At 41.3% G+C, this 14,631-nt stretch carries 13 protein-coding genes; 5 read left to right on the forward strand and 8 right to left on the reverse strand.

The features are described 5' to 3' along the window. On the reverse strand, positions 1 to 1,490 hold a 1,490-nt coding region (locus POV27_RS17115; RefSeq protein ID WP_272864012.1), incomplete at its 3' end, for a choice-of-anchor L domain-containing protein. A 76-nt stretch (positions 1,491 to 1,566) separates the two neighbouring features. Here POV27_RS17115 and POV27_RS17120 point away from each other — a divergent pair. The 5 genes from POV27_RS17120 to POV27_RS17140 all read left to right on the forward strand — a co-directional run bounded on the left by POV27_RS17120 (position 1,567) and on the right by POV27_RS17140 (position 6,666). Next, positions 1,567 to 2,490 carry a NifU family protein gene (locus POV27_RS17120; RefSeq protein WP_272864013.1) on the forward strand — a complete coding sequence of 308 codons (924 nt, stop codon included), beginning with the start codon at positions 1,567 to 1,569 and terminating at the stop codon, positions 2,488 to 2,490. 75 nt (positions 2,491 to 2,565) lie between these two features. Then, a complete protein-coding gene (locus POV27_RS17125) occupies positions 2,566 to 2,766 on the forward strand; it encodes a dodecin family protein (RefSeq protein WP_272864014.1) in 201 nt (66 codons plus the stop codon). 74 nt (positions 2,767 to 2,840) lie between these two features. Further along, positions 2,841 to 4,952: a thioredoxin domain-containing protein gene (locus POV27_RS17130; RefSeq protein ID WP_272864015.1), complete on the forward strand. Its 2,112-nt coding sequence runs from the start codon at positions 2,841 to 2,843 to the stop codon at positions 4,950 to 4,952. Between the two features lie 224 nt (positions 4,953 to 5,176). Next, positions 5,177 to 5,875, forward strand: a complete 699-nt coding sequence (locus POV27_RS17135) for a hypothetical protein (protein ID WP_272864016.1) — start codon at positions 5,177 to 5,179, stop codon at positions 5,873 to 5,875. An 89-nt stretch (positions 5,876 to 5,964) separates the two neighbouring features. After that, a complete protein-coding gene (locus POV27_RS17140) occupies positions 5,965 to 6,666 on the forward strand; it encodes a hypothetical protein (RefSeq protein ID WP_272864017.1) in 702 nt (233 codons plus the stop codon). A gap of 1 nt (position 6,667) precedes the next feature. Here POV27_RS17140 and tsaB read toward each other — a convergent pair whose 3' ends face one another. The 7 genes from tsaB to POV27_RS17175 form a co-directional block, all read right to left on the reverse strand. Then, positions 6,668 to 7,330 (reverse strand): tRNA (adenosine(37)-N6)-threonylcarbamoyltransferase complex dimerization subunit type 1 TsaB, encoded by a 663-nt coding sequence (gene tsaB / locus POV27_RS17145; protein WP_272864018.1) that lies wholly within the window; start codon positions 7,328 to 7,330, stop codon positions 6,668 to 6,670. Beyond that, on the reverse strand, positions 7,330 to 8,598 hold the full coding sequence (locus POV27_RS17150; RefSeq protein ID WP_272864019.1) for an efflux RND transporter periplasmic adaptor subunit: 1,269 nt from the start codon (positions 8,596 to 8,598) through the stop codon (positions 7,330 to 7,332). The genes tsaB and POV27_RS17150 overlap by 1 nt, the downstream gene beginning before the upstream one ends. A 2-nt stretch (positions 8,599 to 8,600) precedes the next feature. After that, a complete protein-coding gene (locus POV27_RS17155) occupies positions 8,601 to 10,058 on the reverse strand; it encodes a TolC family protein (protein WP_272864020.1) in 1,458 nt (485 codons plus the stop codon). Between the two features lie 69 nt (positions 10,059 to 10,127). Continuing rightward, complete coding sequence (locus POV27_RS17160; protein WP_272864021.1) at positions 10,128 to 11,264, reverse strand: efflux RND transporter periplasmic adaptor subunit; 1,137 nt, start codon at positions 11,262 to 11,264, stop codon at positions 10,128 to 10,130. Between the two features lie 33 nt (positions 11,265 to 11,297). Then, positions 11,298 to 12,563 carry an ABC transporter permease gene (locus tag POV27_RS17165; protein ID WP_272864022.1) on the reverse strand — a complete coding sequence of 422 codons (1,266 nt, stop codon included), beginning with the start codon at positions 12,561 to 12,563 and terminating at the stop codon, positions 11,298 to 11,300. Positions 12,564 to 12,565: 2 nt separating this feature from the next. Then, on the reverse strand, positions 12,566 to 13,798 hold the full coding sequence (locus POV27_RS17170; RefSeq protein ID WP_272864023.1) for an ABC transporter permease: 1,233 nt from the start codon (positions 13,796 to 13,798) through the stop codon (positions 12,566 to 12,568). Then, a complete protein-coding gene (locus POV27_RS17175) occupies positions 13,791 to 14,492 on the reverse strand; it encodes an ABC transporter ATP-binding protein (RefSeq protein ID WP_272864024.1) in 702 nt (233 codons plus the stop codon). Before POV27_RS17175 ends, POV27_RS17170 begins: the two co-directional genes overlap by 8 nt. Positions 14,493 to 14,631: the final 139 nt, after the last annotated feature.

The following is a 14,631-nucleotide window of genomic DNA, read 5'->3' on the forward strand; positions in this document are numbered from 1 at the left end:
AAACCGTCCTGCGTGCCGTCCTCGTCGCACAATCGCAAAGGCTCCGAAGGAACCGTCGCAACAGGACTGTCGCGAACCTCTAATATGAGTTCAACGATTTCGTAACAACTACTTGTTAAACTGTATACTCTCGCCCAAACACTGTCATTGTATGGGTCATCATTTGTATATGGGTCCGGTAAGGGTAGTTGATCCAGGTCGGCATCTATAAAGGTTCCGTGATAGCTCACTGCCAAATCGGGATCGCCCAGGGTTAAATCGGCATCGGCATCCGTCAACATGAAGTCGGTAATACCATCATTGTCGGGATCACACTTCACCAGAGGTGCCGGAGTCATATTTACTGTTATGGGAGGTGCAAATTCTATAAAGACGGTACCTTCGGCCGTACAGACCCCTCCTAGATCGGCTACTAACTGATAAGTTCCAGTCGTAGAAATTGTCAAAGTAGGTCCTGTTTCAGCAGGCACAAAAGGCACGAAAGTTCCAGATCCAGGTGGATCTTCAAAGAACCATTCAAAAGTAGTTCCTCCTGGAGCATCCAAGTCGGGAACAATGGTATAAGGTTGTCCTTCACAACGGGCATTTCCATCAGGAACGGTTAAGTCTACCCCAAGGTCTACACTACCAATATCGAAACTCCCGGCTTCGATAAAAACGGCAGTGTCCAGTGTGCTATCCAAGAAGTCGGCTACTACCAACTTAATGGTATAGGTTTCTCCAGGGATTACGTCTTCCTGAGCCGTAAGCACAACAGTTCTTCCGTTGAAACCGGTATCTCCCATTCCACCACCAACACTATCATAAAATTCAGGAAATGCAAATTCTCCCAAAGTTCCAGCAGCACAGGGACCTTCGTCATGAATGTTGGTTATGGCAGCCGGAATATTGGTTCCAGGCAATAGCGCAATATTTTTTCCTCCTAGGTCTAACGTAAGATCGGGTGTTCCCGGATTTCCATCGTGATCGTAATCGTTCACATTCGGGATACCAGGACCCGTTAATATAAAGGCAAATACATCGGCAAATGTACAGGGGAATTGAGCTCCTGTTTCATATTCTTCAGAAGCCAGAAGGTAATTAAAAGTTAGTGTTGGAACAATGGGAACAAAATTGAAAACAATCTCGGTCGCATTGTTCGTATTTCCTCCAGAGATTAAATCCAATTGAGGATCCCCTGCCCAAGGTGGATTAGAACCTTGCGCGATTGGGCCCAATGGAACAGCCTGAATATCACCACTTAACATGACCACTCCTTCCTCGAACGGGAAGTTGGAAGTTCCTCTGTTAAAAAAGCCAAAGCTATTGAATCCTTCCCCAGAATCTTGACTGTTGTTCGGGGTGGTAATATCGGTCGCCTGGGTACAACTACCAGAGATCAATACATCATTTACCAATTGCTCCACGTTGTACGTTGTATCGTCTACGGTGATTTGGGAAAAGACAATACCATTGAAGAGCAAAACTAGCGGGAGTAATAGTTTCTTCATAAATAGGTCATTAAGTTGCCAAATATATTGAATACATTGGTTTTCTTTCCTAATTTTGCAAAAATATCTGATACCAATGCCTCAATTTAACATTTCCATCCAGCCCACTAACAACGAAAATATTGTTAAATTTATTGTAAATTCTTTCCTAACTCAGGCAAATAGTTACGAATTTGGCAATATTGAAGAGGCTGCACCCAGCCCTTTGGCACAACAATTATTTCACCTTCCCTTTGTAAAAACGGTATATATTTCGCAAAACTTTATTGCTATTGAAAAGTACAATATTGTGAGCTGGGAAGAAGTACAGGATGCGGTTGCAGAAAGCATTGAAACCTATCTGAATTCGGGCGAAGCGGTGGTTCAGGAAGCAGAAACTCCCAAAAAAATTCCTGTAACGATTTATGCGGAAAGCACGCCCAATCCCACCGTGATGAAATTTGTGGCCAACAAGCCCTTGGCCGATGGAGTTTTCGAGTTTAAAAATATTGATGATACCCAAGGGGCACCATTAGCACAAGCCCTTTTCGGATTTCCTTTTGTAAAAGAAATTTTCATTAGTGCCAATTACGTTTCCGTGATGAAATATGACATCGCGGAATGGCAGGAAATCTCTATGGAAGTAAGAGAATTCATACGTGCTTACATTGAAGAGGGAAAACCTGTGTTCAATGACCAGATTCTTTCACAAGCTAAAAATACATCGAGCAACACTTCCGAAACGGCCAATACAACTTCATCTGAAAGAGAACCCATTACCGACATAGAAAAGGAAATAGTCTCTATTTTGGACGAATATGTCCGCCCAGCTGTGGCTGGCGATGGAGGACATATTGCCTTCGATTCCTTTAATGAAGAGACCAAAACAGTTCGTGTTATTTTACAAGGTGCCTGTAGTGGATGCCCATCTTCTACCGTAACCCTAAAAAACGGTATCGAAACCATGCTCCGGGAAATGCTTCAAGGGAAAGTAACTACCGTAGAGGCAGTTAACGGTTAAGCCTAATAATACCCTGTGTGTTTTGGGAAATATTCTGTAACTTAAGCAGTATTATTAACCTTAAACCACAGTAAAATGGCAGTACTAAAAGTTATTGAAGTATTGGCTAATTCTAACGAGAGTTGGGAGGATGCCACGAAGAATGCGGTGAAGCAGGCCGCCAAAAGCATTAAAAACATACGATCGGTATATATAAATGAACAAAATGCTGTTGTAGATGGCGATGATATTGTAGAATACCGCGTAAATGTTAAAATCACCTTCGAAGTAAAGTAACCCTATTTCATTGTTTTTATTTGATACGCTTTTGATGGATCAAAAGCGTATTTTTGTTTTCTAAGACTTTTTCAATGATAAAATACATTGCGTTATTCCTTATTGTCCTTATCACCTCCTGTCAATCTACTAAAAAAGAAAAATTGGAAAATCACCTGTATACAAACGCCTTAGTTAACGAAACCAGCCCTTACTTATTACAACATGCCCATAACCCTGTGAATTGGATGCCTTGGAACGAGACCACATTGGAAAAGGCGAAGACAGAAAATAAATTAATGATTGTAAGTATTGGGTATGCCGCTTGCCATTGGTGTCATGTGATGGAACGCGAAAGCTTTGAAGATTCTACCGTGGCTGCCGTGATGAACAAAAACTTTGTTTCGGTAAAGGTAGATCGTGAAGAACGTCCGGATGTAGATCAGATTTATATTAATGCTGTACAATTAATGACGGGAAGTGCGGGTTGGCCACTTAACGTAATCACCCTACCCGATGGTCGTCCAGTATGGGGAGGCACTTACTTTCCGAAGGAAGATTGGATTCAGGCCATCGATCAGATCCAAACCTTGTACGCAGACGATCCCGATAAACTCCTTGCTTACGCCTCAAGATTGGAAGAGGGCATTAAAAGCATGGACCTCATCACCCTGAATACGGACCAAATGGACTTTGAGGCCTACGACACAAAATCTATCATTGATACCTGGAGTTACCGGTTTGATACCATTCACGGAGGGTTCCGGGGTGCTCCAAAGTTTATGACTCCCAGTAACTGGAATTTTTTGTTGAGACATGCCACTGCTACCCAGAACGAATCTTTGCTTCAACAGGTAGAGTTGTCCCTTGAAAAAATTGCTTTTGGCGGTGTTTACGACCATATAGGGGGTGGTTTTGCACGTTATAGTGTAGACGAAAGATGGCATGTTCCTCACTTTGAAAAAATGCTGTATGATAATGCTCAATTGGCAAGTTTGTACAGTCAAGCCTATGCAGTCACTGGAAACCCACTATACAAAGAAGTGGTAGAAGAGACCCTCACTTTTGTGGAACGTGAAATGACGAATGAAGAAGGTGCCTTTTATTCCTCGTTAGATGCTGACAGTGAAACAGAATCCGGTGAATTGGAAGAGGGAGCTTTTTATATTTATTCGGAAGCAGAATTGAGAACCCAATTGGCGGAAGACTTCTCCCTTTTTGCGGACTACTATAATGTGAATGACTTCGGAAAATGGGAAGAGGAAGGAGCTTATGTCCTTATAAGAAACCAAAATGACGAAAGTTTTATCGCCGAGCACCCCTCTTTGGATATGGAATCTTTATCCCAAAAGAAAAAGGAATGGAAAGCGAAGTTATTGGATTATAGAAACCGTCGTATTCGACCACGATTGGATGATAAGACATTGACCTCTTGGAATGGACTTATGATTAAAGGCTATGTAGATGCCTATAAAGTATTCCAAAACCCATCCTATCTGGAAAAGGCTTTGAAAAACGGTGCTTTTCTAATAGAACATCAACTTCAGGAAAGTGGAGCGCTTTTCCACAGTTATAAAGATGGAAAGAGTACCATAAATGGTTATCTGGAAGACTATGCTGCCGTCTCGGACGCCTTTCTGGCATTGTACGAAGTGACCTTGGACGACCGCTGGCTGCATACTTCTAAGCAATTGGTAGATTATGCTTTCGAAAAGTTCTTTGATGCTGAAAGCGGTATGTTCTATTTCACCTCTAGCGATGATCCAGAAATTGTGACTAGGAATTTCGAATACAGGGACAATGTGATCCCCGCCTCCAATTCCATAATGGCCAAAAACCTATTTGTACTATCACACCATTTCGATGAGAAGAAATACGCTGAGACTTCTCAACAAATGCTCAAAAACATTGCCCATGAGATGGAAAAGTATCCCAGTGGATTTTCGAATTGGCTGGATTTACTAGCCCATTATCAATCTAAATATTACGAAATCGTGGTGGTGGGAACCGAGGCGCAAAGCAAATTGAAAGAGTTAAATAAAAACTACTTGCCCAATACCCTTATTGCGGGAAGCGATACCGCAGGTGAACTTCCATTGCTAAAAGGACGTTTCTTAGATAACAAGACCTTAATTTATGTTTGTGTAAATAACACTTGTAAACTTCCAGTTACTGAAACAGAAGCGGCACTAAAACTGTTAAAATAGTAAACTCATTTCGGGAAAATGGGTTTTAAATTCCCAAGTTCTCATTTTTTACTCATTTTTAACACCTTAATATCCTAGATTTTATATATTCGCAGCTGCCTGTACAAAAGGTACACGCTGCGGTGATTTTTTGAAGTTTTCCCCCGCGTTTATAAACCATGGGTTGTAAAAGTTCGCTGAGCGATCTAACAAACCTATTTTTATCATCCTAATAAATAAATGCTATGAAAAAAGTTTTGGCAGTTTTAACTTTCGCCCTTCTTATTTGCTCCCAATTTGCCTATGGCCAGATGGCCACAGAAGAAACCTCTTCTACCCAATACGTAACGAACAGACCTATTAAAGCCTACCCTACAGTAGAGCGTATTTCTGGATCGCCTTACGAAAACCAAGAATTCGCTATCGGAAACATTCTTAAGGATGGAAAGATCCTTGCTGGAAATATTGCCATTCGCTACAACGCACTTCGCGACGAGATCGAAGTGAAAAGAAAAATAGAAGATCACAATCGTACTGCTCGAGTAATGACAAGGTCTCCTGAAGTCTATGCTAAAATCCTGAACAAATTATTCGTTTTTGTTCCTAATAAAGAAGGTTTAAGTGCTTCGGGATACTTCTTGGTATTACACGAAGGCGAGAAGTACGACTTGTACAAGAAAATAACTAAGGAATATGTTGAAGGGTCCGAATCTATGTCTGGACTTACCCGTGATATTCCTGCCATGTACAAGGAAAAAGAATTCTATTACTTAGCCGATAAGGAAGCCGGAACGATTAAAGCTTTCCCTAAGTCCAGAAATGGTAAATTCAGTTTACTGGGCAAAAAGAAAAAAGAGCTTAAGAAATACGCCAATGAAAACCGTTTGAATGTAAACAAAGAGTACGCATTGGTTAAATTATTAAAGTATTACGAAACGCTATAAGCGTCTCTATTGATAAACCAAGACCGCTATTCTCTCAAGGAATAGCGGTTTTTTTATATCTTGGTTCGAATTAAATCTGTATTGAAATAATGAAAAACCTTTTTTCTTTCTCCTTAATGATCCTAGGACTTCCCCTATGGATGAGCGCCCAAAATGTAAACACCGCAGAAGTTACCTCCAATTCCAATTACACAAGAATGAGTTCCGTTTATGTGGTTGGAGCTGCTAACGAGAATATTGACGATTCTGAAGATGTAAAGGGATCCGCTTACTTATATCCCAATTACAAGTTGGGATCCATCCTGAGAAACGACGAAGTGGTCACTCAAAATGTGGCTATAAAATACAATGTGTACAACGATCTATTTAAAGGGAAAATAAACATGACTGCCCCAGAGGAGCAGGCCCACCAGATCATAAAATCCAAAGAATACAAAATACGTATAGGCAATGAACTTTTTATGCTAGGTGACGACAATACCTATTATCAGGTTTTGTATTGGGGAGACAAGGGAAGCATTCTTAAAAAGCATTCTAAAACCTATTATGAGAGTGTACAGGCTACTACTTCGTTAACACGTACTTCGCCTGCCCGCTACAAGGACAAGCACATATATGTCATGATAGATGCGAGTGGTAACTATAAAGAGGTTCCTTCTTCGAAAAAGAAGTTCCTCAAACTATTTGGAGCGCAACAGGATGACGTGAAAAAATTCGTCAAGGACAATAAAATAAGTCTTTCTAAAGATGAAGGTTTAGCAAAGGTATTCGAATATTATAATAGCCTTTAGGTTATTTCCCAACAATAAAATCCTTTAAGTAATAAGGCTCAAAATAGGCGACATCTTCGAAGTCGCCTTTTTGGTATTTGGCATTTGCGATAGCAGCTATTTGTTGGGCAGACGGTAGTGCATCTACGTCGAAATGGGCATTGGAATGCGTACAGATATTTTTAAACTTCTCTACACCACTTCCCAAAAACGCCACCTTTCCCGAAGCCAGATATTGTTCAAAAGAATGTTCGTCCAGTATCTGGGCCTGAGTTTCCCGAATCTGATTTTTGTCCGTATCGAAAACCGCACTGTACACTTCCATTCTTCGGGCATCTAGCATAGGGATATAAAACATTGCTTCTACCGTAGATTGAGACATTAACGATTCTAAGGTTGCTACAGATAACAGGGGAATGTCTAGGGCAAAGCAAAGTCCCTTCGCAGCAGAAACGCCTATCCTAAGCCCAGTATACGACCCTGGCCCCTTACTAACTGCCACAGCATCCAGGTTCTTTTTTTCCATGCCTCCTTCCGCCAACACTTCTTCTATGAAAACATGAAGCTTTTCGGCATGCGAGTAACCCTTGGTGTTATCTTCCTTTAAAGAAATAACGCTTCCGTTAACCGAAAGCGCCACACTACAATTCGTTGTTGCCGTTTCTATACAAAGTATGTTTGCCATTACTCTTTTGTTTCGTCTTTATCCTCCTTCATTTCCTCCACCCGATCCCCGGATTTCAATGTTTTTGTAACCAAGTTATAGGGGCCTGTAATTACAGTTTGGTCCATGTCCAAACCAGAGGTTATTTCAATATTGTTTTCGTCTTGGATTCCCGTTTCTACCACTTGCAGGCTTGCTTCCTCCCCATCCTTAATAAATACACCTTCAAATTTATCCTCATCAGCCTTGGTTCTAGACTTCGTTTTATTTGCAATAGTATCTGAAGGCAATTTAACTACAATAGCACTAATGGGCACTCCAATAACACCCTCCTTTTTTTCCGTTATGATATCTACCGTAGCTGTCATTCCAGGTCGAAAGGGAGAATAAAATTCGGGTTTGTCCTTGGTAAGATCTCCATACGATTCCGGAAGAATACGCACCTTCACCTTAAAGTTAGTCACCTGATCTACACTAAGAGCCGTTTCGGCAGAATTGGCAATTTCAGTAACGAGTCCTTTGAATTCCCTTTTCAAATAAGCATCCACTTCTACGATGGTAGAATCCCCAATGGCCACCTTTACAATATCGTTCTCATTTACATCTACCTCTACTTCCATATTATCGAGATTGGCCACACGCACAATCTCAGTACCTGCCATTTGAGCCGTCCCTACAACCCGCTCTCCAAGCTCCACAGACAATTTGGAAATGGTTCCGTCCATGGGCGCAAAAATACTGGTTCGGGAGAGATTATCCCGGGATTGTTTTACATTGGCAGCCGCGCTCTGTACATTGAAGTAAGCCGATTGCTGATTGGCCTGTGCCATTTCAAAATCGGCCACAGATTGATCCCACTCGGATTTGGAAATGACCCCTTTTTCAAAAAGGGACTTATTCCGATTGTAATTGAGTTCTGAATTTCTTAGGCTAGCTTCGGACTGTGCCAGCAAGGCCCTTGTATTCTGTAAGGCTGCTTGCGCTTGCGATAAAGCACTTTGAATAAGGTCTGGATTGATCTTCACCAATAGATCTCCCTTCTTCACCTGTTGACCTTCCTTTACGGGTAATTCTATAATTTCCCCAGAAACTTCGGAAGAAAGGGCTACTTCTACTTCGGGCTGGATTTTTCCCGTGGCAGCCACCGTTTCAACAATGGTGATGGGCTCTATTTTGGAAAGTTGGACTTCTTTCGCATCATTCTTTTTGTTTTTCCCAATAAAAAGTAGAGCGGTAATTGCTGCAATACCCAGAAAAACAAAAACAATGTTACGGGTCCGTTTGGTCATGGTTAAAACTTTAAGTCCGTCGCGGGAACTCCAAAGAACAATTCTAACACTTTTAACTTAAATATATAATCGTACTTGGATCTATTCAATTCTATTTGTGCATTGTCGTACCTCAACTTAGATTGGCTGAAATCGAATGCATTGGTTAAACCTACATCGTAACGATCTTTCGCATACTGGTACGCCAATTCCTGAGACTCTGCCGCCTTTTGGGCAGCTTCGAAAGCCTTAAGCGACCCTCTGGCATCTACGTATGCTTGGTATACCGTAGACTCCAAATCCAATTTGGCTTGCTCCAAAAGGAACTCTTGGCGCTTTACGTTTACTTCGCTTCTCTTTACGTTGTTACGTGTAGAAAACCCATTAAAGATAGGCACATTAAGTTGAAATCCATAAGAGATACCGTCGTTTAAGTACAATTGCTCGGAAAAAGGTAATGGGTCCAACTCCCTAGCACCAATAATATTAGGTTCCAAACCGAAAACAGCTTCTCCTGTTCCATCCACTACTCCAATAGGGGTTTCACCTTGCACAATGGGATTATCTCCATCTAAAATGGTTTCGATACCACTGGGAAGGTCGGACTCACGCGTATTGTAATTGAAGAATCCACTTAGGGTAGGATAGTAAGCAGAACGAGCAATTTGAAGATCCTTCTGGGCCAAATCGAAATTCGCCTGAGCAATCTTTACTTCACTTCTGTTTTCTTCGGCAGAAGCGATAATTTCTGCAACGTCCTTAGCCGATATTCCTTCATCAATAATATCGTATCCTTCATCCTCAATATCGAAATTTTCGTAATCCTTGATCAATAACAACTGAGCCAAACTCACCAATGAAATCTCTACCGAATTTTCTGCCAAAGCGATATTCTGCTTTTCAGTAGCATCGGTTGCTTTAATCTCCAAAAGGTCTCCTTCTGGGAGCACCCCAGCATCTACCAATTCCTGGGTACGGGTAATTTGCTCCATGGTCACTCCGTTTTGAGAAATGGCCACCTCCAAATTGGCTTTGTTGGTAAGAACCTGCAAAAAACCATTGGCAACCAATAAGGAAATATCATCTTTCATTTTGGATAGACCATATTCTGATGCCAACTTCGAAATCTTTGCCCGTTGCATGGTCCTTAGGTTGCTTAACCCACTGAAAATATTGACCCCTGCGGTGATGCTGTAAGAGGAGTTTCTGGAAGTCTGATTTTCTAAAACTCCCGTGGTAATATTCTGGGTAAGACCCGTGTTCCACGAATTGGAAGCAGAACCGTTAATGGACGGAAGGTAGTTCCCTAAAGCATCACTTTTGGCAATTTCCGCCAGTTCTACATCCAGTTCACTTTGCTTAATGGAGATGTTGTTATCTAAGGCGTGCTGAACGCATTCCCCTAAAGTCCACTTTTTGGTTTGGGCTTGTACCGTTACGCTAAGGCACAGCAATAGTACTATCAATACAATATTCCTCATGATCGAATCTAATTGTTGGATTTGTCTTTTGATTGTTGAATGTGTTACAAGGTTACCGAATAAACCAAATTAGTTGGCCGCTTCTTCTTCCTCTTCTTCATCATCCTTCTTTATGGGCTCGGTCTTGTTCCATACCTTGATTTCATCTTCTTCCGTAATACCAGACAAGATTTCTATGTTGATTCCGTCCGAGATACCTACTTCTACATCTTTTCTTTCGAACTCCTGCTCGCCTACCAATATCTCTACATAAGGCTTTTGGTCTTTTTTATCGAACTGCAACAAAGCTTCTTTAATGGCAAAGGCACTGTCTTTCTTCTGAAGCACGATAGAAGCATTGGCACTATATCCCGCTCGAATGAAATAGCTCTCATCTAGGTATACTTCACCTTCAATTTTGAACTGAACGGCTCCTTGCTCCTCATTTCCTTTAGGTGCTACGAATCTTAGTTTGGCATCGAACTCCTTATCTTGAATGGCTCCCAAACTCACCTTAAGCGGCATATCAATTTCCAGTTTGCCCACTTCTGCTTCGTCTACCTTTCCTTCAAAAATCATCTTATTAAGATCGGCGATAGTTGCAATGGAAGTTCCTGCATTGAAGTTGTTACTTTCAATTACCTGATCTCCTTCCTTCACAGGAATTTCCAAAATGGTTCCGGCTACTGTTGCCCTAATGTTGGTGTTGGCAGCAGAAGATCCACCTGCAGACCCTACACGAATAATTCGGTAGTCGCTTTGCGCATTGGCTAGTTCCTGCTTGGCTTGATTATAGGACAATTCGAAATTCTGAAATTCGTTCAGTGAAATCACCCCTTTTTCGAAAAGCGCCTTGTTTCTGTTGTACACCACCTGTGCGTTATTCACAGATATTTCAGCATTCTGAACACGACCCCTAGAACTGTTCAAGCTCTGCTCATTAGGAACAACCTTTACTCTAGCAATGAGGTCTCCCGCTTTAATGGAATCTCCTTCTTCCACGAAGATTTCCTCAATGATCCCCGAAATTTGGGGTTTAATTTCTACCTCATCCTCTGGAACTACTTTACCCGTAGCCACCGTTTTTTCCTCGATAGCCGTGTAAAATGCCTTTTCGGTAGTATAGGTTATGGGTGATCTACTATTGGTCTTCCCAAAATAGATAATGGCAAATAGCCCTCCCAGAACTATAAATGCGATAAAAAAGTACTTCAAAAATTTTTTCATTCGTAAATGATTTTGATATGATCAGTTTGGTTATTATTCTTCTCTTAGTGCATCAATAGGCCGTATACTTACTGCCCTTTGAGCGGGTATTAATCCTATAAGTGTTCCTAAAATCACCATAATTAACAGGGCCCCAATTATCATGGGTATAGGAACCGTTGGATTGGTGTAAGGGAAACCATCCTGCCCGGATGTTAGTGCATTGATTACAGCAAGTGTAAATGCGCCAAAAATGATCCCAATAAACCCAGCGATGATCGTTAGAAAAACAGACTCAAGAATGATCTGCCCCCTAACCTCTCTTGGCGTAGCTCCCAATGCTCTGCGTATTCCCAACTCATTGGTGCGTTCTTTTACGGAAATCAGTAAAATATTTCCAATAGCAATTACCCCTGCAATAATGGTAGCTATTCCCACAATTAAGGATAGAAAATTCATTCCCTTAGAAAAGCCCATGATCTTCCCAAAAGCTTCTCCCAAATTAAAGGAACCGAAAGCACGCTCATCTTCAGGATGTGCTTTGTGAATTCTTTTTAAGGATTGTTTAATATCCTTTTCCAAGCCTACAATATCCGCATCGTCATAAGCGGCAATAGCAAACCAGGAAACATTGTCACCCATATTATAGATTTTCCGGTAGGTAGTAAATGGAATGTAGATGGCGCTGTCGTCTTCGAATCCACCACCATCTTCAAACTTCTGCACTCCTACTACTTGAAAATAAATATTATCTATTCTGATATATTGCCCCAAGGGGTTTTCATCCTTTTCAAACAGTTCTTTTTGCACACGCTCCCCAATAACACATACCTTTCGTTCCATCTCGATATCTTCATCATTCAGGAAACGTCCTCCATCGAAGATTTTCTTCTTGGCAATTTTATCGACTACTGGAAAATCCCCAAAAGTAGAATAGTTCCCCGATTTTAATCCTCGGACCACCTGCGCTGGGGCATCACCAAAAATCCCCTTTACATTTCTTGGAGCAATAAATTGAATTTCCGGGTTCTGATTTTCCAAGGCTTCTTTATCTCCTAATTTCAATTGCATGGGCCTTCCGATTTTAAATCCCTCGTAAGGCATGCTGGTACGTTGTGCCCAAACAAACATACTGTTGGTTGCAATATCTTTGAATTCCTTTTCGAAACCGTTGTCCAATCCTTTGGCGGCACCCGAAAGGCCTATGTATACGAAAATTCCCCATGTAACCCCAATTACGGTAATCACTGTTCTCAACTTGTTCTTCCTAATAGAACCGTAAATTTCTTGCCAAGTTTCTCTGTCGAAAATAAATTTCATAACTATTCGTCTCTTAGTGCAACAATCGGTTTTATCCTAGCGGCTCTTCGGGCCGGAATATATCCCGCCACTGCCCCGCAAAAGATTAAGAATAATGTAGCTTTTATAATGGTACTTGTTCCTACATAAGGGTTCTTGATGAAAAAGTCTTCCAGATCGAGACCAATCATATTCAATACCCCCATACCAATGACCAGTCCTACGATTCCAGCAATAGTCGTAATAAAAACAGACTCTTGAAGTACCATTCCTACGATACTTCTTGGAGATGCCCCCATAGCCTTGCGTATACCCAATTCCTTGGTGCGCTCTTTTACAACGAACACCATGATATTGCTAATTCCTATAACTCCAGCCAATAACGTTCCAATGCCCACAAAGGCAACCACCATTTGCAAAATGCTGGCAAACTGTAAGGTTTGCTTAACCCCTTCGGCAGCATTCCGTATGAACATTCCGTTTTGGTCGTCCATGGCAATAATATGCTTGTTACGCATGTACTTGTTTAGGCTGGTTTCAAAAGCTTTGGAACCAGCATATCCAATACTCAATTTAAACCCTACAATAATCTGGTCAACTTTATCGGTATTCTTTTCAATAAGCTGTCGTGTTGTATAGGGCATATAAATGTAGCGCTCTTCATTGTCCCCTCCATCATCCTGAAATACACCTACCACCTTATAAGCGATACCATCTATGTCTAGATATTTCCCTAATGCCCTTTCACCATTTTTGAACAAATCCTTTTCTACCAAGCGACCAATAACCACGTTCTTTGTTTTTCCGAGAATGTCGTTTTCATTGATATAGCGCCCTTCCATGATAATAGTCTTCTCACTGTGTTGGTGGGCTGGGCCTACGGCACGCGTCGTATAAGTGTTGGATTCTCCCTTGTACTTGGCAGTTCCCCCTCTAGAAATCCTAGGAGTGATATACTCCACGTACATAGCAAAGTCCTTTTTAATATCGTCTATATCATCATTTCTGAATTCGATCCTTCTACCCGTAGCAAATCCTTTGTAGGGCTTTGAGGTACGTCCTGGGAACAACCAGATAGTGTTCGTAGCATCATCCACGAAGAACTCCTGAAAGGTGTTTTTTAACCCATTACCAAAACCAAATAATATGGTGAAAATTAGAATCCCAAGAGTAATCGTAAATCCTGATAAGAAGGTACGAAGCCTGTTCTTACCAATAGACTGAAAAATCTCCTGCCAACGATCTCTACTAAACATATTGTTCTGCTCTTACCTGTTCTATGACTTTATCTTCCATGATAACACCATCCTTAAGGTGTACAATGCGTTTGCACATATGGGCAATATCTTCTTCGTGGGTAACTACCAAAATCGTATTCCCTTGATCATTTATCTTCTGAATGAGATCCATTACTTCATACGAAGTTGTTGTATCCAATGCCCCCGTAGGCTCATCGGCTAGAAGTACCTTGGGTTCGGCAGCCATAGCGCGGGCAATGGCCACACGTTGTTTCTGTCCCCCGGAAAGCTCACTGGGTAAGTGGGTAGCCCAATCCCTTAACCCCACTTGTTCTAAATATTTTAAGGCTTTCTCAATCCTTTCCTTTCTTTTAATTCCTTGATAGTACAAAGGAAGGGCAACGTTCTCGGCTGCTGTTTTGTAATTGATAAGATTGAAGGACTGAAACACAAAGCCTAAAAACTTGTTTCGGTACTTGGCAGCTTTGGTCTCGTTCAGGTTCTTTATTTCGACACCGTCCAGGGTATAATCACCGCTGTCCGATTCGTCCAGCATCCCCAATATATTAAGGAGAGTCGATTTACCGGAACCAGAAGAACCCATAATCGCTACGAGTTCACCTTCCTTAACACTGAAATTTATTCCTTTTAACACGTGGAGGGAATTGCTTCCCATCTGATAAGATTTGTGTAAGTCCTTAATTTCTATCATAATGAATATATTCCTATACAAAGTAAAGCGGTTTAAACCGCTATTATGCAAAAATCATGTTAAGACTTACTAGGGTTGGTTAGTGGAAGCCTTTACCATAAGACTTTTTTCTCCCGATTTAGTTACAAAAAATATGTGA

Origin of the sequence: Aureisphaera galaxeae, assembly GCF_028561275.1 — a bacterium.
Lineage (GTDB): Bacteria > Bacteroidota > Bacteroidia > Flavobacteriales > Flavobacteriaceae > Aureisphaera > Aureisphaera galaxeae.

What these genes read in the sequence shown, in the direction of transcription:
- POV27_RS17120 (WP_272864013.1), top strand. Translation starts at nt 1,567, where the DNA reads ATGCCTCAATTTAACATTTCCATCCAGCCCACTAACAACGAAAATATT.
- POV27_RS17125 (WP_272864014.1), top strand. Translation starts at nt 2,566, where the DNA reads ATGGCAGTACTAAAAGTTATTGAAGTATTGGCTAATTCTAACGAGAGT.
- POV27_RS17130 (WP_272864015.1), top strand. Translation starts at nt 2,841, where the DNA reads ATGATAAAATACATTGCGTTATTCCTTATTGTCCTTATCACCTCCTGT.
- POV27_RS17135 (WP_272864016.1), top strand. Translation starts at nt 5,177, where the DNA reads ATGAAAAAAGTTTTGGCAGTTTTAACTTTCGCCCTTCTTATTTGCTCC.
- POV27_RS17140 (WP_272864017.1), top strand. Translation starts at nt 5,965, where the DNA reads ATGAAAAACCTTTTTTCTTTCTCCTTAATGATCCTAGGACTTCCCCTA.
- tsaB (WP_272864018.1), bottom strand. Translation starts at nt 7,330, where the DNA reads ATGGCAAACATACTTTGTATAGAAACGGCAACAACGAATTGTAGTGTG.
- POV27_RS17150 (WP_272864019.1), bottom strand. Translation starts at nt 8,598, where the DNA reads ATGACCAAACGGACCCGTAACATTGTTTTTGTTTTTCTGGGTATTGCA.
- POV27_RS17155 (WP_272864020.1), bottom strand. Translation starts at nt 10,058, where the DNA reads ATGAGGAATATTGTATTGATAGTACTATTGCTGTGCCTTAGCGTAACG.
- POV27_RS17160 (WP_272864021.1), bottom strand. Translation starts at nt 11,264, where the DNA reads ATGAAAAAATTTTTGAAGTACTTTTTTATCGCATTTATAGTTCTGGGA.
- POV27_RS17165 (WP_272864022.1), bottom strand. Translation starts at nt 12,563, where the DNA reads ATGAAATTTATTTTCGACAGAGAAACTTGGCAAGAAATTTACGGTTCT.
- POV27_RS17170 (WP_272864023.1), bottom strand. Translation starts at nt 13,798, where the DNA reads ATGTTTAGTAGAGATCGTTGGCAGGAGATTTTTCAGTCTATTGGTAAG.
- POV27_RS17175 (WP_272864024.1), bottom strand. Translation starts at nt 14,492, where the DNA reads ATGATAGAAATTAAGGACTTACACAAATCTTATCAGATGGGAAGCAAT.